Here is a 21453-nt window from a genome sequence, read left to right as displayed (position 1 = left end):
CAGCTGGCGGTTTGAGTATTGCCGCAGGCACAGTCAGCCTCAAGTTATACAGGCGCACATCGCAGCATCAACTGGCGAGCCGCTTGAGCAAGCGCGCCTGCAAGGCCGCCAATGCTTCTGGCTCGGCCTTACCGGCAGCATGCATAGCCAGTGCCTCACCCTCGTAGCGCGGCACGATGTGCACATGAATGTGAAACACCGTTTGCCCCGCCGGTGCGCCATTGAACTGCGCCACTTGCACCCCGGCTGGCTCCAGCTCGTTCACCAGCACGCTGGTGAGTTGCTGCACCACTGCCATAACCTTGCTCAAGCTGGCGGCATCGACATCCAGAATATTGCGCGCCGCCGAGCGCTTAGGGATGACCAGCGTATGCCCGTAGGACTGCGGAAACACATCGAGAAAGGCCAGCACATCTTCGTCTTCATACAGCTTGTAGCACGGGGCTTCGCCACGGATGATCTGAGCAAAGATGTTCTGGCTGTCGTATTCGCCGTGCAGGCTCATCATGTTCTCCATTACGCAGGGTTGAAATAACCCCAACCATACCGACTTCTGCGCACAGAGAAAAACCAGCTACCTGACCAAACAGCCAATCACCGCTATCCTGCGCCTTTGACCCGCCAATACGGAGCGCCCATGTCAGCCTTATCCACCTACCCGATCACGCAGAAATGGCCCGCCCAGCATCCCGAGCGCTTACAACTTTATTCGCTGCCCACCCCCAACGGGGTCAAGGCTTCAATCATGCTGGAAGAGATTGGCCTGCCCTATGAAGCGCACCTGGTCAGCTTTGACAGCGATGACCAGCTCAGCAGCGAATTCCTCTCGCTCAACCCCAACAATAAAATCCCCGCCATCCTCGACCCCAATGGTCCAGGCGGCCAACCACTGGCGCTGTTCGAGTCAGGGGCCATCCTGATCTACCTGGCAGAAAAAACCGGCCAGCTGCTGGCCCAAGACCCCGCCACGCGTTATGAAACCCTGCAATGGCTGATGTGGCAGATGGGCGGCATCGGCCCGATGTTTGGTCAGTTGGGCTTCTTCCATAAATTCGCCGGCAAGGATTACCCGGACAAACGCCCGCGCGACCGTTATGTCGCCGAATCCCAGCGCTTGCTCGGCGTGCTGGATAAACGCCTGCAAGGTCGCGCCTGGATCATGGGGGATGCTTACAGCATCGCCGACATCGCCACCTTCCCCTGGGTGCGCAACCTGGTGGGCTTCTACGAGGCGGGCGAGCTGGTGGAGTTCGAGCGGTTCGGCAATGTACAGCGCGTGCTGCATGCATTCGTCGAGCGCCCAGCGGTGGTTATAGGGCTGACGACACCTGCTCGCGGCTGACTTACAGCACCCGCGCCCCCACACAGCGCTACGAGAGTTTCTATGAATAACCACCTTCAACAGCCAGCAGCGGTGACAGCATGATTGAGGTAACCGAAGTTTCCATTGCCGAGCTGCGCGCCGCACTCGAAACCGGCCAGACCACGGCGGTCGAATTGGTGCAGGCCTATCTTGCGCGCATCGCCGCCTACGACGGCGCCGACACACCGACCCAGCTCAACGCAGTGGTGGTGCACAACCCCGAAGCGCTGCAGGAGGCCCAAGCCTCGGACGCACGCCGCGCCCGTGGTGAGTGCCTCGGCCCACTCGACGGCATTCCGTACACGGCCAAGGACAGCTACCTGGTCAAAGGCCTCACTGCGGCCTCCGGCAGCCCAGCCTTCAAGGATTTGATCGCCTATCGCGATGCCTTCACCATCGAACGCCTGCGCGGCGCCGGGGCCATTTGCCTGGGCAAGACCAATATGCCGCCTATGGCCAACGGCGGCATGCAGCGCGGCGTCTATGGCCGTGCCGAAAGCCCGTATAACGCCGACTACCTCACTGCGCCTTTCGCCTCCGGTTCGTCTAACGGTGCTGGCACCGCCACCGCCGCCAGCTTTGCCGCCTTCGGCCTAGCCGAAGAAACCTGGTCGAGCGGCCGTGGCCCGGCGTCCAACAATGGTTTGTGTGCCTACACGCCCTCGCGCGGGGTCATCTCGGTGCGCGGTAACTGGCCACTGACGCCGACCATGGACGTAGTCGTACCGTTCGCCCGCACCATGGCCGACCTACTCGAAGTGCTCGACGTCATAGTCGCAGATGATAGCGATACGCGCGGCGACCTCTGGCGCCTGCAACCCTGGGTATCGATTCCGTCGGCATCCTCGGTGCGCCCAGCAAGCTATGTGCAACTGGCCGCCAAGGCCGATGCCTTGGCCGGTAAACGCTTCGGCGTGCCGCGCATGTTTATCAATAAAGATGAAGAGGCCGGCACCAGCGACAACCCCGGCATCGGTGGGCCGACGGGCCAACGCATCCACACCCGCCCGACGGTGATTGCCCTGTGGGAGCAAGCACGCCAGGTCCTGGAAGCGGCCGGGGCGCACGTTATCGAGGTGGACTTCCCGCTGGTGTCTAATTGCGAAGGCGATCGCCCGGGTGCGCCGACCGTGTACAACCGCGGCATCGTCACCCCGGAGTTCCTGCATGACGAACTGTGGGAACTCTCGGGCTGGGCGTTTGACGACTTCCTGCGCGCCAACGGCGACCCCAAACTCAATCGCCTGGCGGATGTCGATGGCCCGCAGATCTTCCCCCACGACCCCGGCACCCTGCCCAACCGCGAAGGCGACCTGGCCGCCGGCATGGATGAATACGTGCGCATGGCCGAACGTGGCATCACCCCGTGGAACGAAATCAGCACCCTGCCCGACGGCCTGCGCGGCCTGGAAAAAACCCGCAAGCTCGACCTGGAGGACTGGATGGCGCAACTCGGTCTCGACGCCGTACTGTTCCCCACCGTGGCCGACGTCGGCCCGGCGGACGCCGATATAAACCCCGAGTCTGCCGACATCGCCTGGAGCAATGGCGTCTGGGTCGCCAACGGCAATCTGGCGATCCGCCACTTGGGCGTGCCCACCGTCACCGTGCCGATGGGCGTGATGGCCGACATCGGCATGCCCGTCGGCCTGACCTTCGCCGGCCGCGCCTACGACGACTCGGCCCTGCTGCGCTTTGCGTGTGCATTCGAGTCAACCGGCTCGAAACGCCTGGTACCACCGCGTACCCCGCCACTAACGCGCGACTGAAACAAAAACGGGACTGACGCATAAAGCGCCAGTCCCGTTTTTTTATATCCAAGCAGCTCGCCGCCAAACCCGCTTTTGCCCCTGCTCGCTGCATAAGGCCTGGGGGGCCGAAGGCTGCTCTGTCAATGACGCTCGCTCTGACGCTCAGGATGCCGGTTTAGCGGAATACAAATAGCTCATTGTGCAGGTTACTCAGCGGAATCTGGTTGGCACGCATCAGGTCACTCACTTTGGCCAACAACTCTTTGGGGCCACAGAAGCTGACATGCACCTTATCTGGCGCACCTCTCGCGACTGCCTGGCGCAGAGTGTCTGCCAACGTTTCAAGACCGCCTGAGTTACCAACGCACTGCACACCGCGTTGCGCACTCATGGTTTGCAGCGTCTCAAACGGCGGGAAGGCTCGCGAGGGATTAAAGCAATAAACCAAGGTGACTTTGTCGAAGTCCTTTGCATCCGGGTCTTGCAGCCAGGAGATGAAGGGTGAAATACCAACACCGGCGCCGACCCATATCTCCTGCTCAGCCTGAGCGGGACGCTTAAAGCGCCCGTAAGGTGCGTATATATCGGCGCGCATGCCCACTTCTGCGCACTCACACAGTTTTTTCGTGTAATCCCCCAGCCCTCTGATCACGAACTCAATTTGCCCGTTCGCTGCATTGGCGCTGGCTATTGTGAAGGGGTGCGGCTCACGCAGGCCTTTTTGCTGCATTGCCAGAAAAGCAAACTGACCCGCTTTGAAGTCAAAACGCTTGTTAACCGGCTCCAGCGTCAAATGCAGGGCACCCTTGTCTCGGGAGACAGCCGCCACCCGATACTCGCCAGCGCGCGCAACAAAGGGGTAAAGCACTAACTTGTAGAAAGCCGCCACGACACCGGCCCCGCAGCACAGCACCAGCCAGATACCCGAAGGGCTGTCCAGGGTGATCGGCGATTTGAAGCTAAGCCAGTGCAAGATCACGATCAGAAACAAGGGGCCGGACAGCTTATGCCACAGACGCCACTGGCTATAAGGGATGTTGCGGTTCAACGCGAGCAGCACAATAAGGCCCAGCGCGATGTAGCTCAATTGCCGTACGAGGCGCGTCCAGTATTTGGATAACTCCAAGATAGGGACACTGTTCCACTCGTCCAGATTTGCCTTGAAGACAAAATGATACGAGGCAAAAACCAGTGCCCAGACGCCCAGCCATTTATGCGTTTCGTAGACCCTGTCCAAGCCACCAAACATGCTCTCGACAACTTTCCAGCGGCTGGCGAGCAGACAAGAAACAGCCATATAGACCAACGCCGCAGTGCCAAGCAGCATGCTCAACGTCGCCGAGGTAAACCAGGTACTGCTTGGTATTTCAAGCAGTAACGTCAGTGCAGTGATCAGCAAGAGACCCACAATGCAGTGCCACGTTTTCAACCTTAACTCTCCCTTTTATTGCGCAGTCCGCCTACCGCTATAAACGGCTAACTCACGAACAGCTTGAGTAATCCCCAAGTTTACTAGGTGACTCCGTAACGAAAATGATCCAAGTCATCATGCTCTGGCAACGTTGGGCATAGCCCGCAACAGGCCAGCGCAGCATTGACGACGCGCGGGCTGTTCTCAGCACATCGGCGGTTTAAATAACTAGAACGCAGTTCACGCGCGGATTAACCGCGCGACCACAGCACGCAATACGCCGCCGCGCTTACGGCATGACATAGCGCTGCACTATCTGCTGATAACGACCATCTGCGACAAACTCACTCAAGACATCGACATACAACTGCACAAAGGCTGGATCGTTTGTGCGCTTGCTGAACGCCACTTCCGCAGCATCGCTGGAGACCACGATGGCCGTGGGTTTTATCTGCGCGTCAAAACCCAGCTGATGAATCTCATAACGCCCGGTATTTTCATCGGCAATCACGCCATCAATCCGGCCTTTACTGACCATTCGCCAGAGACTGGTGCGATTGGTCGCAGTCGACACCCGCGCGGCAAATGCGGGGTCGCTCATCAACGTCAGGTAATCCGTGCCATAGGACACGTTGGTCTGTGCACCTAACCGGAAGGCGGTGTGCTGCAAGTCGAGTAACCGCTCGCTCGGCCACTGACCCCATGTAGACGTACGGGCAAACAAAATATTGCGCGAAGGCGGCAGAACCGTGCCGGAGAAGTAGGCATAGCGCTCACGCTCGGGCCGGCGAAAAGCACCGTGGAGAATATCCACTCGGCCCAGCTCCAGCTCTTTAAGCGCCCGCGCCCAAGGCAGCTTGCGTAACTTGGTCTGACAACCTAAGCGAGCCAGCACCGCGCGGTTGAGATCAATGGCAATACCGACCACGCCGCCGTCAGCCGTTTGCATGCTAAAGGGTGGATCATCGTCCCAGCGCAGGGTTTTCTCACAGGCTGCCGTCGCCAGGCCGGGCAGGCAGACCAGGAGCAAGAGGACAAACAGTGGGCGGTAACGCGGGGATGGCGAACGGTTTAAATCGACTGCTATCAAGATCGTCTCTCATGCAGGGCTCGATAGGGTCGCCAGAGTCTAGCAGCCTTCTACCGAGCCCAAGCAAACCCGCCGATTATCCACGTTGCTCACTTAGCTCTCGACGCTGCTCCATTGCTTGCTCAGGCGTTTGTCGGATACCGGCAACTTGGTACCCAGTTGCTGGGCAAACAGCGACACGCGGTACTCCTCCAGCAACCAGCGATACAGCACCAGCTGCGGGTCGCGCTTGCCTTCCTGGCTGTGCTTGGCCAGCCGCGCCTGGTACTGCTCCCAGTAGCCTGCCAGCTCACCACTCCACACGCGGTCACGTTGCACTTGGCCAGCGATCTTGTCCAAGCGCTGCTCGATAGCCTTGAGGTAACGCGGCACCTCCTTGAGCCACTGCGCCGGAGTTTCGCGGACAAAGCCGGGGTAGACCAGGTTGCTCAGCTGCAGCTTGATATCGTTGAGCGCCATGGCCTGGGCCAGGTCGATCTTGCCCTTAAAGCGCTTCTGCAGGCCGTGCCAGAGTTTGAGTATCTCCAGAGTGAGTTTGGCCAGCCGCTCTGCATGGCTGGTCCAGTCGCCACGCTTGCGCTCGGCCAGCGCCGCCAGGCCAGCGCCATCACGCGGCAAGGGCTCGCTGCCTTCGAGGATGCAACTGTCGAGGCTGGCCAGCAGGATGTCTTCGACCAGGGCATCGATGCGGCCCATGTCACGGTAGAGCAGCGCCAGCTCGGTCAAGCCCGGCAGCTTGCCACGCAGGAACTTGGCTTGTTCACTCAGTTGCTGCAGCAACAAACGCTGCAGCGCTCGGCGATGCTGAAACTCAGCTTCGGCCAGGGTTGGGAAGCGCCCTTCCTTGACTACGCCCGCCTCTTCCACCAGCGCCGGATAAACCGTCATGGACAGGCCAGCGATCTGCTGCTGGGTCTTGGCGGCCACTTCACTGAAGGCTTTGGCCTCCACCGGCTGCGCGCTTTTGGCGGCTTTCGGCAAGGCCAGGCCAGCCTGCGTCGCCGCACTGAAGCGCGCCGTCAGCTCGGCCAGATCGCGGCCTTCGCCCAGGGGTTTGCCCTGATTGTCGACCACCTCGATATTCATGCGCAGATGGCCTTCCAGCTGCGCCGCCGACTCGGCCCAGGCCTCTTCACTGACCCGCGTGCCGGTCATGCGCGTCAACTCACGGCCCAGCGCCTCAGGCAGGCTGCCGTCAGCAAAGCTGATTTTGCTCAGCGCCGCGCCGACAAAGTCCGGCACCGGTACAAAATTCTTGCGTAGCGCCTTGGGCAGGCCACGCACCAGGGCCATGCACTTGGCCTCCAGCAGGCCCGGCACCAGCCATTCCAGACGTTCCGGCGGCAATTGCGGCAGCAACGGCGCAGGGACGCGCAGGGTTACACCATCGCGCGGGTGATTGGGCTCGAAGTGGTAAGTCAGCGGCAGGGTCAGCTCGCCCAGGCGCAAGGTATCCGGGTACTGCGCGGCGGTGATTTCCTTAGCGTCGCGGGCGAGCACATCTTCTTCACGCATGATCAGCAGTTGCGGATTCTTCGCGCTTTCGCTTTTGTACCAACTGTCGAAGGTCGCGGTCTGGTAGATGTTGGCCGGCAGACGCGCCTCGTAATAGGCGTAGAGCGTTTCCTCATCGGCGAGGATGTCACGCCTACGCGCCTTGGCTTCCAGCTCGTCGAGTTTTTCCAGCAGCTGGCGGTTGGCGGTCAGGCACTTGGCGCGCGAATTGATCTCACCGCCCACCAGCCCTTCGCGGATAAACAACTCACGCGACACCACGGGGTCAATCGGGCCGAAATGCACGGCACGGCGCCCCACCACAATCAGGCCATAGAGGCTGATCTGTTCATAGGCCACAACCTGGCCGCGCTTCTTCTCCCAGTGCGGTTCCAGGTGGTTCTTCTTGATCAGGTGCGTAGCCAGCGGCTCGATCCAATCCGGCTCGATTTTGGCCACCATGCGCGCAAATAGCTTGGTGGTTTCCACCAACTCACTGGCCATTAACCAGCTGGGTTTCTTACGGCCAATCACCGAAGACGGATGCACCCAGAAGCGCCGCTGGCGGGCACCAAGGTAGTCGCCGTCTTCGGTTTTCTGGCCGATCTGGCTAAGCAAGCCGGCGAGAATGGCCTTGTGCACAGCGGCGTAGCTTTTGCTGCGCTGGGCGGCCTGGTCTTTTTCGGCCAGCTCTTTTTCCTTTTGCACCGCCGAGAGCTGACGGTCTTTTGTAGGATGGTGTAGAGCGGAGCGATACCCATCATCTGGCCCGGCATGGGGATCGCTGCGCTCCACCCATCCTACGGAACCACCGCCCTTGGGCTTGGCTGACAACTGCAAATCACGGGTAATCAGCACCAACTGACGGTGGGAATCGCGCCACTCACGCAGACGTAAATAGTTGAGAAAGTTCTTCCGGCACCAGCTGCGCAGCGCGCTTGAGCCCAGCGCTTGGCGCTGTTCCTCGAAACCGCGCCAGAGGTTGATCAGCGCGGCAAAGTCGGAATCGACATCCTTCCACTGCGCATGGGCCTGGTCGGCGGCCTGCTGGCGGTCCGATGGACGCTCACGGACATCCTGCACCGACAACGCACTGGCGATAATCAGGATTTCTTCCAGGCTGCCTTGCTTGGCCCCTTCCAGCACCATGCGCCCCAAACGTGGGTCCACCGGCAAGCGCGCCAATTGGCGACCCAGCGGGGTGAGCTGGCCCTCGCGGTTAACCGCCGAGAGTTCCTGCAACAGGTTGAAGCCGTCGCTGATGGCCTTGCCATCCGGCGGCTCGATAAACGGGAAGGCCTCGATCTCGCCGAGGCGCAGGTGCAGCATCTGCAAAATTACCGCCGCCAGGTTGGTGCGCAGAATCTCCGGGTCGGTAAAGGCCGGCCGACCGATGAAGTCTTCCTCGCTGTACAAGCGAATACAGATACCCGGCTCAACCCGCCCGCAACGGCCCTTGCGCTGGTTGGCGCTGGCCTGGCTGATGGCCTCGATGGGCAAACGCTGGACCTTGGCGCGATAGCTATAGCGGCTGATGCGCGCGGTGCCGCTGTCGATTACATAACGAATGCCTGGCACAGTCAGCGAGGTTTCCGCGACGTTGGTGGCCAGGACGATCTTGCGAGCGCCCATGGGCGCGAAAATCTTTTGCTGCTCGGCTGGGGTGAGGCGTGCATACAGCGGCAGTACTTCGGTCATACGCAGGTTGGCTTTGCGCAGCACCTCGGCGGCGTCGCGAATCTCGCGTTCACCGGGCAGGAACACCAGTACATCGCCGGGGCGTTTGCCCTCGGCTTTCTCGAAAGCGCTGATTTCATCGAGGGTGGCGAGAATCGCCTGATCAACCGAGAGGTCTTCTTCAACCCGGTTGCCCTCCTCGTCCTGCTCAGCGGCCAGCGGCCGGTACCAGGTGTCCACCGGGAAGGTGCGCCCGGATACCTCGACAATCGGCGCACCGCCGAAATGCTCGGAGAAGCGCTGCAGGTCGATGGTCGCCGAGGTGATGATCAGCTTCAGGTCCGGCCGGCGAACCAGCAGGGTTTTCAGAAAGCCCAGCAGAAAGTCGATGTTCAGGCTGCGTTCGTGGGCTTCGTCGACGATGATGGTGTCGTATTTTTCCAGATAGCGGTCGTGCTGGGTTTCCGCCAGCAGGATGCCATCTGTCATTAATTTGATCAGACTGCGCTCGTTGCTCTGGTCCTCGAAGCGCACCTGATAACCGACCAACTCGCCCAGCGGCGTGCCGATTTCTTCCGCCACCCGTGTGGCCACGCTGCGCGCCGCCAAACGTCGCGGCTGGGTGTGGCCGATCAAACCATGCACACCACGGCCCAGCTCCAGGCAGATTTTCGGCAGCTGCGTGGTCTTGCCCGAGCCGGTTTCCCCGGCGATCACCACCACCTGATGCGCGGCAATGGCGGCCTTGATCTCGTCGCGCTTGGCGGCAATCGGCAGGGCATCGTCGTAACGCATCGGCGGTACGCTCAACCGGCGCGCCTCAACCTTGGCGCGGGACGCCTCGAAGCGCGACAGCCACTGCGCCAGCTTGGCCTCGTCCACCGGGCTCTGCTTACGCAACTCGTGCAACTGGCGGCGCAGGCGATGACGATCGCCGAGCAGGGTCTGATCGAGGTTTTTTAGCAGTTGGTCAACGGCGGGCGTGGCATCGGTCATCAGATAATCGCGGGGGGGAGGTCAAGGGGAAGAGGTCGGCGATTGTCGCATTTTTGGCCGCAAGAAAACGACCGAGGGTGTTGGGCCGATCCGTAGGTTGGGTTAGTCGCGTAGCGGCGTAACCCAACGCCAAGGCAGATGGCGAGCGCTGGTTAGTCGCGTTCAGACCAGAGCACGCCGCCGGTGGCCCAATCGCTTCTCTTCACTTCCTCGAAGATCACATCAACCGCACCGGCATCGCAGCCGAGCACGCGGGTCGAGGCTTCGGTCAGGGCTTTGGCGTATTCGCGCTTGGTTTCGTTGGAACGACCTTCAAATATTTTGACCACGATGGTAGGCATCTAATAATCCTCAAAACAGGGGAAACAGGACTGCTTAGATCGGTCACGGCGATCCGCTTGGCGCAGTTGCGCACGGGCATTATCTGACCGGCAGAACAGAAAAACAAAGGGCCGCTCAGAGCGGCCCTTTGCAGGTGCAGACAAAATCAGCCGTGACGGCGTCGACGCCACAGCCACAGCGCCATTACAGCCAGGGTGAGCAACAGCGGTACCAGGGCAATATTGAGGAACTTGAGCGTGCCGCCCAAGGCTTCAATATCGGCGTTGAGTTGGTAGCGCACGTTGCGCAGTTCCTTACGGATGGCCAACTTCTGCTGCACAAACTGCTGCACCGCCGCCTGCTGCTCGGGCGTTAGCTCCATGACTTTGCTCGGATCATCGCTCTGCTGCAGCTGCGCCAGCTTTTGCTCGGTATCCGCCAGCTGCGCCTGCAGAGCTTGTTCCTTCTCGCGGAACTTGACCTCGGCCTCACGCTGGATCGCGTCTACCACCTCGAACGGCCGAGTGAAGCGACCACGCGAACGCACGCTGATCAGCGCTTCGGAGCCAGCCAGGTTGTCCAGGGCGTTGATCGCGAAACCGGCGTTGTCGGCCCACGGCTGCGGAATGCGCTGGCCGAAGAAGTCCTGCACCTGCACCCACATGCGGTCGGTGAGCATGTCGGTGTCGGCCACGACGATCACGTTGATCGTGTCGGCCTGCTTGAGGCCATCTTTCTGCCCTTCGATACCCTCAGGGAAGGCCGACTGCGCCGGACCACTGATGCGCGCGGCCAGGGTGTAGCGCTCGCCGGTCGGCTCAAGCTCACGGATCAACTGTTCGGGGTTGCTCAGCATGCCGAAGCGCTTGGCATCAAAGGGCATGGCGTACTGCGAGCTGCGGATCAGCGGAGTGAAGGTGGTTTTCGCGCCTTCCAGCGGCTCCAAGATGCCCGCCGTGGCCACCGTGATGGTTTCCAGCGAGGCGGTGCTGATGTCGTCCTTATCCAGGACGTTCTTCGGCAAACTCAGCCAAGCCGCATGGCGCACCGGCCGTTGGCCCTGCCCCATGCTGACCGACATCGCGTAAGAGCCATCTCCGAGCACCTGGTCCGGTACCATGCGCAAGCCCCAGGCTTTGAACAGCTCAGGCAGATCAGAGGCCTTGTCGATGACCATCTCACCCGGCATCTCGGCCTGAGTATCGGCCTCGCTGAACGGGTCCACAAAGGTCAGCAGTTTGCCGCCGCGCAGGACGAACTGGTCGATGGCATACAGCGTCTGCTCAGGCAGCTGCTTGGGATGGATCAGCAGCAGCACCGAGACCTTCTCAGGAATCAGGTCGACGTCACGCTTAAGGCTTTCGATCTGGAACAGCTGACGAATCTCCTCAATCAGCATCCAGGCCGGCGTTGGCTGACGCGCAGCCATATCGAAGCCACCATTGACCTGCAGGCCAGACAGCACACCCACCACCGGACGCTCGGGCTTGGCTAGGCTTTGCACCAGGCGGCTGAGTTCGTATTCAAGGAACTCCTCCTGATCCAAGGCGAAGAACGGGATCACCTGCACCTGGCCCTCGGCATTCTTGCCAGCCAGGCCGAAGTAGATCGAGTCGCCACCCTGCTGCAGCGGAATGCCCTGCAGGCCGAATTCGGCGGCTTTGTCTTCGTCCTCGGAGAACGGTGCGGGATCAATGATGTTCAGCTTGATTTTGTCACCGGCCTCACGCTGATAGGCCTTGAGCATTTCCTCAACGCGCTTGGCGTAGGTGCGCAGCGCCGGCAGGTCCTTGGTGGCGGTGTCGGAGTAGAAGAAGTTCAGCTCCACCGGCTCGTCCAGCTCGGCCAGAATCTGCTCAGTACCGCTTGAGAGGGTGTAGAGCTTCTGCTCAGTCAAATCCAGGCGTAAGCCGCTGAGGCTAAAACTGGAGAACAGGTTAAACGCGAGAAACGCCAGGGCAATGAGTACAAGCCCGGCGCTGGAAACCATCAGCTTTTTCATGGGTGTCCTCAATCCGCTTTCTTCAAATCGATAACCACCGCGGTCGCCGCCAACCAGGCGGCAATCAGGGTGAGGAAATACAGCAGGTCGCGCAGATCAATCACGCCCTTGCTGATCGCATCGAAACGGCTCAGGAAGCTCAGTGACGCAACCGCGTCAATAAGCCACTGCGGTGCCCAGGCACTGAAGCCATCGAGCACCATGGGGAAGCCACTGACAATAAACAGGAAGCACACACTGACCGTCAGAATGAAGGCAATCACCTGATTCTTCGCCAGCGCCGACATGCACGAGCCAATCGCCAGATAAGCCCCCGCCAGCAGCCAACTGCCGATATAACCGGTAATGATCGCGCCGTTATCCGGCTCACCGAGGTAGTTGACGGTGATGATCATCGGGAAGGTCAGCAGCAGCGCCAAACCGGCAAAAACCCAGGCGGCGAGGAACTTGCCGGTAACCGCATCAAAACGGGTAATCGGCAGGGTCATCAGCAGCTCGATGGTGCCGCTCTTGCGCTCCTCGGCCCACAGGCGCATGGCAATCGCCGGCACCAGAAACAGGTATAGCCACGGATGGAAATTGAAGAACGGCGACAAGTTGGCCTGGCCGCTCTCGAAGAAACCGCCAAGGTAGAAAGTGAACACCCCGGACAGCACCAGGAAAATCAGAATAAACACGTAAGCCAACGGCGTGGCGAAGTAGCTCGCCAGCTCGCGTTTGAAGATCACCGACAACTGACTCATACCACCTCCCCACGGGTCAGGCTGCGGAACACTTCGTCCAGCCGACCGCGTTCGACATTCAACTCACGCACCTTCCAGCCACGCTCGGCGATCAGCGCATTGACCTGCGCGAAGATCACCTCACCCGGCTTGGCGAGGATGCTCAGGCTGTGCTCCAGGGCGTTCTCCTCCACCCCGGCAACGCCCGGCAACGCGGCCAGGGCAGCCTGATCGAGTGGTTCTTCGGCGACCAAGGTGACCGCCTGGTGGTAGCGCGAGCGGCTTTCCAGCTCCAGCGGCGTGCCATCGGCCAGCAACTTGCCATGGGCAATTACCACCGCGCGGGTGCACACGGCGGAGACTTCTTCGAGGATGTGGGTGGAGATGATCACGATTTTGTCGTGCGCCAAGCTCTGGATCAGCTTGCGCACCTGATGCTTCTGGTTAGGGTCGAGGCCATCGGTGGGCTCATCGAGAATCAGCACCTTGGGGTCATGCAGAATCGCCTGAGCCAGGCCGACGCGGCGTTTGAAACCCTTGGACAGGGTTTCGATGCTCTGCTCCAACACGGCCTCAAGCTCGACCTGAGCCACGGCCTTGGCGACCCGCTCACGCTTCGCGGCACCTTTGAAGCCGCGCACCTCAGCGATAAATTCAAGGAAGCTACGCACCGTCATATCGCCGTAGCACGGCGCGCCTTCAGGCAGATAACCGATCTGCTGCTGGGCCTTGAGGGTGTCTTTCTGGATATCAAACCCGAGGATGCTGGCACTGCCGGACGTCGGCGCGAGAAAGCCGGTGAGCATCTTCATGGTGGTGGATTTACCGGCGCCGTTAGGGCCGAGAAAACCGAGGACTTCGCCAGGCTGGACGCTGAAAGACAGGTCATCGACGGCGGTATGTTGCGCAAAACGCTTGGTTAGTTTTTTTATTTCGATCATGGCCTCTCACCATTGCGGTAACAGGCCCTGCTTGCAGCCGCTGCTGACGCAAGCCGGGCGCTTAAGTGCCGGCGGACTATAAGGAGTCACACGCGGACAGCGCAAGCGAAGAACCGGCGGGTCATGTATCTGTTCGCTACGACGCTCCAAGGCCAGCCAACAGCATGGCCGGCCTTAGCAAAGTATCGCGCTAGAGCTTGCCGTTGAGGGCGCGGGTGAATAACTGGCTGTATTGCGCAGCTGTGAAGGCAATCGGGTTGGTGCCGGCGGATGGGTCAACCTCGGCCATTTTCCCCACCTGCTCGATACGCGTGTCATCAATACCAATCTCGCCTAGGCTGTGCGCAATACCCACCTGTTCACGCAGCGCCAGCACCCACTCCAGTACAGCGTTGAAGCCAGGCTTGGGCAGATTTAGGTAGCGCGCCATTTTCTCCATCTGCGGTTCGATGCGCTCGCGGTTGGCCACCAACACATAAGGCATCAGCACCGCGTTGAGCAGGCCGTGGTGTGCGTCGTACAGCGCGCCGAGTGGATGGGCCAGGGCATGCATGGCACCGAGGCCGCGCTGGAATGCGGTCGCGCCCATGCTGGAGGCCACCAACATCTGCAAACGCGCTTCTACATCCGAGCCTTGCGCGACGGCACGTGGTAGGTACTGCTGCACCAGGCGCATGCCTTCCAGGGCGATACCTTCGGCCATGGGGTGAAACAGCGGTGAGCAAAAGGCTTCCAGGTTATGCGACAGCGCATCCATACCGGTGGCGGCGGTGATTTTGGCCGGCAGGCCGAGGGTCAATTCTGGGTCGAGGATTACCAGCGCCGGGAGCATGCGTGCGTGAAAGATGATGCGTTTGATATGCGCCGCATCGTCAGTGATCACCGAGGAGCGGCCGACCTCCGAACCAGTGCCGGCCGTGGTTGGCACCGCCACCACCGGGGCCATGCCCGCGACATTGACGCGCTCGCAGTTGTCGCCGATGTCCTCGAAATCCCACAGCGGCCGATTCTGTCCGACCATCAGGGCGATGGCCTTGCCCGCATCCAGCGCCGAGCCACCGCCAAAGGCGATCACGCCGTCATGCCCACCGGCTTTAAATGCGGCAACTCCATCCATCACGTTCTGCCCAGTGGGGTTGCCTTTGATACCGCTAAATAACCCAGCCTTGAGACCATCATCACGGCAGTGCAGCAACGCCCGGTCGATCATCGGCAATGCAGCCAGGCCAGGGTCAGTGACCAGCAGCGGCGCGCTCATGCCCAGCTGCCGGCAAGCCGTCGGCAGTTCACTGATGCGGCCCACACCGACGCGTACCGAGGTCGGGTAGTTCCAATTCATACGGTAGTGATTCAGGTCCATACGCGCCTCACAGCTGGGTCTTGAAGTGGAAGGATTTCGGCCGGGTCACATGCTCGAAACCCACACTGGATAAGGTGCAACCACGCCCGGAGTGCTTCACCCCGGTCCAGGCCAATGCCGGGTCAAGGTAGTCGCAGCGATTGAGGAACACCGTGCCAGCCTCCACCCGGTCGGCCAAGGCCATAGCAGCATCGACGTCACGGCTGAAGATCGCGGCAGTCAGGCCGAACTCGCTGTCGTTCATCAGCGCCAGGGCTTCTTCATCATTTTTGACTTTCTGGATGCCTACTACCGGGCCGAAGGATTCTTCGGTCATCACCCGCATGCCGTGGTGTACGTTGGTCAGTACCTGCGGCGCGAGGTATTGAGAGCCGGGGTGGTCCTGGGCGAAATCGGCTGGCACCAGATGCGCCACAGCCCCCTGCTCAATGGCATCGTGAATCTGCCCACGGACGAAGTCCGCCGCCTCGGCACGTACCAGTGGACCGAGGGTGGTGTCCGGGTCATCGGAGCGGCCGAGTTTGTACTGTTTGACCAGCGCCACCGCCTGCTCGACGAAGGCGTCATAGAGCGCTTCGTGTACATAGATGCGTTCGATGCCGCAGCAGGATTGCCCGGAGTTGAAGAACGCCCCGTCTATTGTGGTTTCCACCGCATGGGCCAGGTCGGCATCGGCACGGACATAGGCGGGATCTTTACCGCCCAATTCCAGGCCAATACTAAGGAAGCGCCCCACCGCCACACGCTCGACCATGGTGCCGCCCGGCACCGAACCGGTGAATGCGACGTGAGCGATAGTCGGCGCCTGGATCAGCGCCTCGGTCTCGCCGTGGCTGAGGTGCAGGTACTGGAATACACCGTCCGGCAAACCGGCCTCGATAAAGGCCTCCACCATTCGCTCACTGCACAGCGGGGTTTGCGCAGAATGTTTAAGCAACACCGCATTACCCGCCAGCAGCGCCGGCATCACCGCGTTCACGGCCGTCAGATAGGGGTAATTCCATGGGGCGATCACCAGCGCCACACCCAGGGGTTCACGGCGAATAAAGCGGATGAAGCCGGTTTTTTCCGGAACATGAATATCGGCCAGGGCCTGCTCAGCGATGTCGGCCATATAGCTGGCGCGCTCAACAAAGCCGCGCACCTCGCCGGCGGCATAACGAATCGGCCGCCCCATCATCCAGCACAACTCTTTTGCCAGCTGGTCTTCCTTGGCCGCGAAGGCAGAAATGGCCTTACGGCCGATAGCGATACGCTGCGCCAGCGGGGTATTTTTCCAGACCTTTTGCGCCAGCTCGGCCTTGACCAGCGCCGCCTGGATCTCGGGATTGGACGCCAGATGGCGCTCGACATACACCGAGCCATCGATTGGGGAAATGCACTGCAACTTACTCATTGAATACTCCGTAGCCCGATCCACATCGGTGTGCGACCTAAATGATTTCGAAGTAGCGATCCAGCTCCCAATCGCTGACATGCCGACGGTATTCGCGCTCTTCCCACTCACGGCTGGCGGCGAAGTGCTCGACGAACTCATCGCCAAACAGCTCGCGAGCCGCTGTTGAGCCTTTTAAGCGCTGCGCGGCATCCCAAAGGGTACGCGGCAGGGCCAGCTCTTCCGGGTGTTTCACGGCATAGGCATTGCCCACCACAGGCTCAGTCGGTTCCCACTCCTGCATCACGCCATATAACCCTGAGCCAAGCGCAACCGAGAGGGCTAGATAAGGATTGCCATCAGCAGCGCCCAAGCGGTACTCCTGCCGCTGGGATTTATCAGTGCCGGGAATCACCCGTAATGCAGCGGTACGATTTTCCACGCCCCACGTAGCGTCCGTGGGCGCCCAAAAACCTGGGATCATGCGGCGGTAGCTGTTCAGCGTCGGCGCCACCATGCAGAGAAATTCCGGCATCAAACGCTGCTGGCCGGCAAGGAAGTGGCGCTGAATCTTGCTCATGTTGTGCGCCTGGCTGGGGTCGTAAAACGCCGACTTGCCGCTGGCCAGATCACGCAGGGACACATGGATATGCCCACTCTGCCCCGGGTACTTGCCCGACCACTTGGCCATAAAGGTGGCCATTAGTCCGTTTCGCTGGGCCAGCACCTTCATAAAGGTTTTGAACAGCGCACCTTTGTCCGCCGCATCCTCAGCGCGGTCATAGGCAATAGCTGCCTCCAGTACGCCGGGGCCGGTTTCGGTGTGCAGGCCTTCGATGGGAAAGTCCATGCGTTCAGCCATTTCAAGAATTTCGTGGTAAAGCTCGGCATGCACCGAGTTGCGGATCATCGAGTAGCCGAACCAGTCCGGGGTAAAGGGCTTGAGGTCACGAAAACCCTTGGCACGGGCGGATTCAGGGGTTTCGTCGAACATGAAAAATTCATATTCCAGCGCGGCAAAGGCATCAAAGCCCATGGTTTTGCAGCGCTCCACCACACGGCGCAAGGTGCCGCGCGGGCAGACCTTTTCTGCTGCCTCGGCAAACTCGCAAATAAACAGCAGCATGCCGTTCTCAAACGGTAAGTCGCGGCAGGTATGCGGCAGTACCCGCACGGGCGCATCCGGGTAGCCGGTGTGCCAGCCGGTGTACTGCACGTTGTCGTAGAGTTGGTCTTTTACATCCCAGCCCAGCACCACATCACAGAAGGCAAAGCCGCTGTCGAGTGCCGAAAAGAATTTGCTGCGGCTGAGGTATTTGCCGCGCATCACCCCATCGTTATCAAACACCCCAACCTTGATATGACTGAGGCCACGCTCCTCGATAATGCGCCTGGCATCATCGGCGGTTTTTACGTCTCGCGGATTGAGCATAAATGCACCTGTTTCTTGTTGTTATGGCTGACCATCCGGTGTCAGTCCTACAGGCAACAACAGAGCCTCAAGCGCACCCCCAAAAAACCGCACAATGCGCTCCGACTACCACCCAACGCCTGTTAGAACAGCCGGCAAAAGCCACATGAGTGTGGTACAGGATTGTCGAGTTGGCAGGCGGTTACGGGAAATAACTGCAGCACGCGGCTGCCGCTACAGCGCAGGTGAGGAAGCAGCGCCCTGCACACAGCAAAACGCCCGCTCCTTGAGGGGCGGGCGTGGTTTGCAGGCGGGTCGATGCGATCAGCGATACGGCGCGCCAGCCTTGGCCATCAGCGCGTTGTACTTCTTGAAGATCTCCACCACCCGAGCGCAGCGTGGGCTGGTTTTGGCGATTTCATCCCAGAACTTCAGCGCCTCGGCTTCCACGGTTGCCCATTCCTCGGCAGCAATGGACGTCAGCTCCAGCTTGCCGCCCTCAACCCGCAGCTGCGCCTCGCCCCCCCAGTACCAGTGCTGGCGGTAGTAGTTGGAGCTGTCCATGCACAGTTTGAACAGGGTTTTCAGGTGTTCGGGCACCTCTGCCCAGCGATCTGAGTTGGCGAAGTAGGAGCCGCACCAGGCACCGGAAATGTTGTTGGTGAGGAAGTACTTGGTCACGTTGGCCCAACCGACGGTGTAGTCCTCGGTGATACCGGACCAGGCAATACCGTCCAGCTCACCGGTTTGCATGGCCACTTCAACATCTTCCCAAGGCAAGGTGACCGGAATGACGCCGAAGCGGGAGAGGAATTTGCCTGCCGTAGGGAAGGTGAAGATGCGTTTGCCTTTGAGATGCTCAAGCTTGGTAATCGGCTCCACGGTGGCAAAGTGGCAAGGGTCCCAGGCGCCGGCTCCGAGCCAGGTAACGCCTTTAACCTCGCCGTAGGCCTCTGCCCAGATTTCATTGAGGCCGTATTTTTCGAACAGTACCGGCACGTCCAGGCTGTAACGGGTGGCAAATGGGAAATAGCCGCCGAACACTGAAATGTCCACCGGTGCGGCGATGGAGTCGTCATCGCTCTGCACCGCATCGATGGTGCCCTTCTGCATGGCGCGGAACAGCTCGCCGGTGGGCACCAACTGATCGGCGTAATACAGCTGAATTTCCATCTCGCCATTGGCGGCCTTGTTGAAGGCATCGATCGACGGCTTGATCACATGTTCACCCAGCGCGGGGCCAGCGTAGGTTTGCAGGCGCCAGATGATTTTCTTCGGCTCCGCCGCATAAATATGCGAGGAACCCAGTGCCGTTGCACCCGCTGCCCCGGTGGCCACCGCGGCGGTTTTCAGAAAACTGCGTCTCGTACTCATGCTGTTATCTCCACAATTATCGATTCAGATGGCATACAACCGCACTGCTTGCCCTCATGGGCCGGGCAGCGTTTTCAGAGGGGTAACCTGTACCCGACGTTTGCACAAAGCCCTTGAGGATTGCGTACGGCATCGCTACCCGTGCACGTCACGGCAATCCTCAGAGGCTTCTATGGGTACAACTGCGCTGACCGACTCCTGAAATTCATGGGTTCAACGGGCGTAATGCCACTGCGGCAACCACAGGGCGATTTGCGGAAAGACCATCACCAGCACCAGCGCCAGCACCATGATCAGCACGAATGGCGTGACCGATACGTAGATATCGCGCAACGACACCTCAGGCGGTGCCATGGCGCGCATTAGGAATAAGTTGTAGCCGAAAGGCGGGGTCATGTAGGCGATTTGGCAAGTAATGGTGTAGAGCACGCCGTACCAGACCAGGTCAAAACCCAGCGCCCCGACCAGCGGGATATACAGCGGAGCGACGATCACCAGCATGGCGGTGTCATCGAGGAACATACCCATCAGGATGAACGACAGCTGCATCAGAATCAGCACCTGCCAGGGCCCCAGCCCCAGGCTTTCGAGGAAGAACGCTTCAATCGCCTTGACCGCACCCAGGCCGTCGAACACCGCGCCAAAACACAGGGCAGCAAGGATGATCCACATAAACATGCAGCTGATGCCGAGGGTCTTGCGCAGGGTTTCTTCCATCACGCTGCGAGTTAGCCGGCCCTTGACCAAGGCGGTGAAGGTGGCGGCGGCAGCGCCCACTGCCGAACTTTCCACCAGGCTGGTGATGCCCATGAGAAACAGCCCGGTCATGCAGAAAAAGATAAACAGCGGCGCGATGCCAGCCTTGAGCAGCAACAGCTTTTCCTTCCAGCTGATCTGCTCGCGTTCTTCTTCGGACAACGCCGGCCCCAGCTCAGGCTGCAAGCGGCAGCGAATGATGATGTACAGGACAAACAACCCCGCCATCAGCAGACCTGGGAACACACCCGCCAGCCACAGTTGACCCACCGGCTGACGGGCGATCATGCCGTACAGCACCAGCACGACGCTGGGCGGAATCAGGATGCCCAGCGAGCTGCCGGCCTGAATCACCCCGGTGACCATGATCTTGTCGTAGCCCCGGCGCAGCAGCTCGGGCAGAGCAATACTCGCACCTATGGCCATGCCGGCCACGCTCAGGCCATTCATCGCCGAGACCGCCACCATCAAGCCGATGGTGCCCACTGCCAGCCCGCCATTGAGTGGCCCCATCCACACATGGAACATCTTGTAGAGGTCTTCGGCCAGCCCCGATTCAGAGAGCATGTAACCCATAAACACGAACAGCGGCAGGGTCAGCAGCGGGTACCACTTCATCAGTTTCATGGCCGCGCTAAAGGCCATTTCCGAACCGCCATCGCCCCACAGCAGCAAAGCGGCCACCACCGCGACAAAACCAATCGCGCCAAATACGCGCTTACCGGTGAGCAGCAGCAACATCATCGAGGAGAACATCAGCAGGGCTATCAGCTCGTAATCCATTACAGCGGTTCCCCCCGCGCGGCAGCGATGTCCTTGAACAGCGTGGCAATGGCCTGCAGCAGCATCAGGGCGATGCCGATGCACATGATGATCTTGATTGGGGCCATGGGTGGCGACCAGGCGGAGTAACTGGTTTCGCTGTACTCCAGGGCGTACTGGGTCGAGGAAATACCGCCGTAGAGCAGGAACACCAAATAGAAAATCAGAAAGCCGATGGTGATCGCATCCATCACGGCGCGAGCACGTGGCGACCAGCGGCTGTAGAACAGGTCCATGCGTACATGAGCGTCTAGCTGCATGGAATAGGCGCCGCCGAGCAGGAAGTAGGCGACCATCAGAAATTGCGCGGACTCCAACGTCCAGGCGGCCGGCATAAAGAAGGTCTTGCTGATTGAGGAGTACAACAGCACACCTAGAATGGCGAAAATCAGGTACATGGCGAAACGCCCAACGACTCGATTAAGCGCTTCTACTGCGTTCACAAACAGCCTGATTGGCGTGGGCATTGCGCTACCTGCCGAATAATTGTTATGCCGAGAGCCTAGACCATGATTGGCCAAAGCCAACTTGTGCTAACAGCGATAGCACAAAGCACGCCAGCGGCCTACCTGAGGTAATTTTCTTAT

The 21453-nt window shown here is 60.2% G+C and carries 16 protein-coding genes; 2 read left to right on the top strand and 14 right to left on the bottom strand.

Going from position 1 to position 21453, the window contains the following annotated elements; translation table 11 throughout:
* Positions 1-67 precede the first annotated feature (67 nt).
* Positions 68-505, bottom strand: a complete 438-nt coding sequence (locus SOP97_RS14165) for an HIT family protein (RefSeq protein WP_322949699.1) — start codon at positions 503-505, stop codon at positions 68-70.
* Between the two features lie 132 nt (positions 506-637).
* On the opposite strand from SOP97_RS14165, the gene SOP97_RS14160 reads away from it, so the two are divergent.
* Together SOP97_RS14160 and SOP97_RS14155 are read left to right on the top strand one after the other, a co-directional pair.
* The gene (locus SOP97_RS14160; protein ID WP_322949697.1) at positions 638-1342 is read left to right on the top strand and encodes a glutathione S-transferase N-terminal domain-containing protein; all 705 of its coding nucleotides are present in this window, start codon (positions 638-640) and stop codon (positions 1340-1342) included.
* An 80-nt stretch (positions 1343-1422) separates the two neighbouring features.
* Complete coding sequence (locus tag SOP97_RS14155; protein ID WP_322949695.1) at positions 1423-3132, top strand: amidase; 1710 nt, start codon at positions 1423-1425, stop codon at positions 3130-3132.
* A 157-nt stretch (positions 3133-3289) separates the two neighbouring features.
* Here SOP97_RS14155 and SOP97_RS14150 read toward each other — a convergent pair whose 3' ends face one another.
* The 13 genes from SOP97_RS14150 to SOP97_RS14090 form a co-directional block, all read right to left on the bottom strand.
* Positions 3290-4543, bottom strand: a complete 1254-nt coding sequence (locus SOP97_RS14150) for a ferredoxin reductase family protein (RefSeq protein WP_322949693.1) — start codon at positions 4541-4543, stop codon at positions 3290-3292.
* A 271-nt stretch (positions 4544-4814) separates the two neighbouring features.
* Positions 4815-5615 (bottom strand): substrate-binding periplasmic protein, encoded by an 801-nt coding sequence (locus SOP97_RS14145; RefSeq protein ID WP_322949692.1) that lies wholly within the window; start codon positions 5613-5615, stop codon positions 4815-4817.
* 93 nt (positions 5616-5708) lie between these two features.
* A complete protein-coding gene (hrpA, locus tag SOP97_RS14140; RefSeq protein WP_322949691.1) occupies positions 5709-9782 on the bottom strand; it encodes an ATP-dependent RNA helicase HrpA in 4074 nt (1357 codons plus the stop codon).
* A 152-nt stretch (positions 9783-9934) separates the two neighbouring features.
* Positions 9935-10123 carry a 4-oxalocrotonate tautomerase gene (locus SOP97_RS14135; RefSeq protein ID WP_322949689.1) on the bottom strand — a complete coding sequence of 63 codons (189 nt, stop codon included), beginning with the start codon at positions 10121-10123 and terminating at the stop codon, positions 9935-9937.
* 146 nt (positions 10124-10269) lie between these two features.
* Entirely contained in the window at positions 10270-12105 is a 1836-nt protein-coding gene (locus tag SOP97_RS14130; protein ID WP_322949687.1) for a GldG family protein, read from the bottom strand.
* 8 nt (positions 12106-12113) lie between these two features.
* Positions 12114-12848 (bottom strand): ABC transporter permease subunit, encoded by a 735-nt coding sequence (locus SOP97_RS14125; RefSeq protein ID WP_322949685.1) that lies wholly within the window; start codon positions 12846-12848, stop codon positions 12114-12116.
* A complete protein-coding gene (locus SOP97_RS14120) occupies positions 12845-13768 on the bottom strand; it encodes an ABC transporter ATP-binding protein (protein ID WP_322949683.1) in 924 nt (307 codons plus the stop codon). Before SOP97_RS14120 ends, SOP97_RS14125 begins: the two co-directional genes overlap by 4 nt.
* Before the next feature lie 190 nt (positions 13769-13958).
* Positions 13959-15128 carry an iron-containing alcohol dehydrogenase gene (locus SOP97_RS14115; protein WP_322949681.1) on the bottom strand — a complete coding sequence of 390 codons (1170 nt, stop codon included), beginning with the start codon at positions 15126-15128 and terminating at the stop codon, positions 13959-13961.
* A gap of 7 nt (positions 15129-15135) precedes the next feature.
* Positions 15136-16524: an aldehyde dehydrogenase family protein gene (locus SOP97_RS14110; protein ID WP_322949679.1), complete on the bottom strand. Its 1389-nt coding sequence runs from the start codon at positions 16522-16524 to the stop codon at positions 15136-15138.
* A gap of 37 nt (positions 16525-16561) precedes the next feature.
* The gene (locus tag SOP97_RS14105) at positions 16562-17935 is read right to left on the bottom strand and encodes a glutamine synthetase family protein (protein ID WP_322949677.1); all 1374 of its coding nucleotides are present in this window, start codon (positions 17933-17935) and stop codon (positions 16562-16564) included.
* A gap of 303 nt (positions 17936-18238) precedes the next feature.
* Complete coding sequence (locus SOP97_RS14100; protein WP_274088822.1) at positions 18239-19288, bottom strand: TRAP transporter substrate-binding protein; 1050 nt, start codon at positions 19286-19288, stop codon at positions 18239-18241.
* Positions 19289-19501: 213 nt separating this feature from the next.
* The gene (locus SOP97_RS14095; protein WP_322949675.1) at positions 19502-20827 is read right to left on the bottom strand and encodes a TRAP transporter large permease; all 1326 of its coding nucleotides are present in this window, start codon (positions 20825-20827) and stop codon (positions 19502-19504) included.
* Positions 20827-21333, bottom strand: a complete 507-nt coding sequence (locus tag SOP97_RS14090) for a TRAP transporter small permease subunit (RefSeq protein ID WP_322949673.1) — start codon at positions 21331-21333, stop codon at positions 20827-20829. The genes SOP97_RS14095 and SOP97_RS14090 overlap by 1 nt, the downstream gene beginning before the upstream one ends.
* Positions 21334-21453: the final 120 nt, after the last annotated feature.

Origin of the sequence: Pseudomonas spirodelae (genome assembly GCF_034653255.1) — a bacterium.
Classification (GTDB): domain Bacteria; phylum Pseudomonadota; class Gammaproteobacteria; order Pseudomonadales; family Pseudomonadaceae; genus Aquipseudomonas; species Aquipseudomonas spirodelae.
Note: the sequence above shows the minus strand (reverse complement) of the source record. Positions and strands in the feature narration are given on the sequence as shown.

Coding starts and splice junctions, on each gene's coding strand:
- SOP97_RS14165 (WP_322949699.1), bottom strand. CDS start 505: ATGAGCCTGCACGGCGAATACGACAGCCAGAACATCTTTGCTCAGATC.
- SOP97_RS14160 (WP_322949697.1), top strand. CDS start 638: ATGTCAGCCTTATCCACCTACCCGATCACGCAGAAATGGCCCGCCCAG.
- SOP97_RS14155 (WP_322949695.1), top strand. CDS start 1,423: ATGATTGAGGTAACCGAAGTTTCCATTGCCGAGCTGCGCGCCGCACTC.
- hrpA (WP_322949691.1), bottom strand. CDS start 9,782: ATGACCGATGCCACGCCCGCCGTTGACCAACTGCTAAAAAACCTCGAT.
- SOP97_RS14135 (WP_322949689.1), bottom strand. CDS start 10,123: ATGCCTACCATCGTGGTCAAAATATTTGAAGGTCGTTCCAACGAAACC.
- SOP97_RS14130 (WP_322949687.1), bottom strand. CDS start 12,105: ATGAAAAAGCTGATGGTTTCCAGCGCCGGGCTTGTACTCATTGCCCTG.
- SOP97_RS14125 (WP_322949685.1), bottom strand. CDS start 12,848: ATGAGTCAGTTGTCGGTGATCTTCAAACGCGAGCTGGCGAGCTACTTC.
- SOP97_RS14120 (WP_322949683.1), bottom strand. CDS start 13,768: ATGATCGAAATAAAAAAACTAACCAAGCGTTTTGCGCAACATACCGCC.
- SOP97_RS14115 (WP_322949681.1), bottom strand. CDS start 15,128: ATGGACCTGAATCACTACCGTATGAATTGGAACTACCCGACCTCGGTA.
- SOP97_RS14110 (WP_322949679.1), bottom strand. CDS start 16,524: ATGAGTAAGTTGCAGTGCATTTCCCCAATCGATGGCTCGGTGTATGTC.
- SOP97_RS14105 (WP_322949677.1), bottom strand. CDS start 17,935: ATGCTCAATCCGCGAGACGTAAAAACCGCCGATGATGCCAGGCGCATT.
- SOP97_RS14100 (WP_274088822.1), bottom strand. CDS start 19,288: ATGAGTACGAGACGCAGTTTTCTGAAAACCGCCGCGGTGGCCACCGGG.
- SOP97_RS14095 (WP_322949675.1), bottom strand. CDS start 20,827: ATGGATTACGAGCTGATAGCCCTGCTGATGTTCTCCTCGATGATGTTG.
- SOP97_RS14090 (WP_322949673.1), bottom strand. CDS start 21,333: ATGCCCACGCCAATCAGGCTGTTTGTGAACGCAGTAGAAGCGCTTAAT.